This is a genomic window from Bacteroides sp. 90-K9/2, assembly GCF_047310725.1.
In the GTDB taxonomy this organism is placed as follows: Bacteria; Bacteroidota; Bacteroidia; order Bacteroidales; family Bacteroidaceae; genus Bacteroides; species Bacteroides vicugnae.
This window is the reverse complement of record NZ_JBCGVL010000022.1, coordinates 1-1,538: the sequence shown is the minus strand read 5'-3', so window position 1 is coordinate 1,538 and position 1,538 is coordinate 1. Positions and strand designations below refer to the sequence as shown.

Annotated in this window: 1 protein-coding gene; it reads right to left on the bottom strand. The window is 34.5% G+C overall.

Going from position 1 to position 1,538, the window contains the following annotated elements; translation table 11 throughout:
• Nucleotides 1-669: 669 nt before the first annotated feature.
• Nucleotides 670-1,005 carry a hypothetical protein gene (locus tag AAHJ11_RS22300; protein WP_004327208.1) on the bottom strand — a complete coding sequence of 112 codons (336 nt, stop codon included), beginning with the start codon at nt 1,003-1,005 and terminating at the stop codon, nt 670-672.
• Nucleotides 1,006-1,538 lie beyond the last annotated feature (533 nt).

Here is a 1,538-nt window from a genome sequence, read left to right as displayed (position 1 = left end):
TGTTGCTTTCGTTTTAAAAGCGGGTGCAAAGGTAAGGGCTTTATTTTTAACTACCAAACTTTTTCGGAAGTTTTTTTCAGTTTTTCTTTTTACTCGATTTCTCTGGCTCTCTATGCGAAAGGGAAAGAATGTATGAAAGAATAACTCTTGCCAATTTTCTTTGCGAATCGGACTGCAAAGATAAGAACTTTATTTATTATAATCCAAACTTTTTCGGAAGTTTTTCGTTCTTTTCTTTAAGTATAATTCCACTTTTTCACTAAGTCAATTTATCAAGGCTTTCTTCTCTTGGAAAGCGGGTGCAAAAGTACGCCCTTTTGGTATACACTCCAAATATATCAAACTATTTTTTCTAATTATTTTTGAATACATTTGCTAAAGTGCTGATGCATAACGATGTTGTAGAACATATTTTTTATGTATGGGGGAATTGTGTGCGGAAACGACGAGAGGGATACACATTATTATATCACACGCGGGCGAGCGTAAGGCAAAGATAAATTAAGAAGAAAATCATAAGAGAAAAGAGAAGTGCCATATAAAATATACCAAAACCGGATTATAAGACATGATGATTTTTGCATATACAGGATTATTCAATCAAGTATATGCAAAAAGAAATGAGGCAAACATACGTCAGGAAATGCAGAATTGAAATGCAACGACGATTTATTCCTCCATACGCAGGCTGACAAGTTCAATCCATTTCTTTAGGCTCAGATCGAGACCGCCTTTCTCCAATAAATGAAGGGCGCTACCATAATGAAGGGCGGCATCTTCCTTTACAGAATATATCTTGCAAGAAAGCTCACCGAGATAATACTTCAGGCGTGCCATCTGAATATAATCCAATAGGGTATAATCTTCTTCTACTGATAAACTAATCAATTCATTTATCAAGACATACGCCTGTTCGCATTCGGTACAGGTTAAATCAGAGAAAGATTTGTTCACAACAGGATGCTGCGATAGCTGAATGATGATACGATTAAAGTCTCCGCACATAGTTTATATGAATTACCACATCAGTTCCCGGTGGTGCGAGGTTTATATAAAAAGAGAACGTGGGAACTATCTACTTACGCCCTCCAAATGGTATCCGCTAAGACCCTTCCCAGATGCATAAGTGATAGCCCCACGCCCAATTGAGTATATAACAAAGTATATATACAAAAGATGCGTGAGACCCGACACTTATTACAATCCCCAGGAAAAAAATTAGCGGATTCTTTTGGAGAGATATATAATAAATAACCGTTCTCAATAAAATGATTAAAAAGCTACTTCCTTCGCTCGAAAGTAAACTATGACAAAAGTAGAAATAAATATCTATTAAACAAACAATTTTGACAGAAAAAAGATATGCTTTATCAATTAATCTAGTCTATATCATATAAAAAACACGAATCTGACATTCTACTAGAAACGATTTTTCATTTTCATTTCTCATGTTCTCATAACGCACATAATAATATCTTGTAAATCAAAGACATAACACTATGAGAAATAAAATAGAAAATAGCATTTCTCATAGTATT

What these genes read in the sequence shown, in the direction of transcription:
- AAHJ11_RS22300 (WP_004327208.1), bottom strand. Translation starts at nt 1,005, where the DNA reads ATGTGCGGAGACTTTAATCGTATCATCATTCAGCTATCGCAGCATCCT.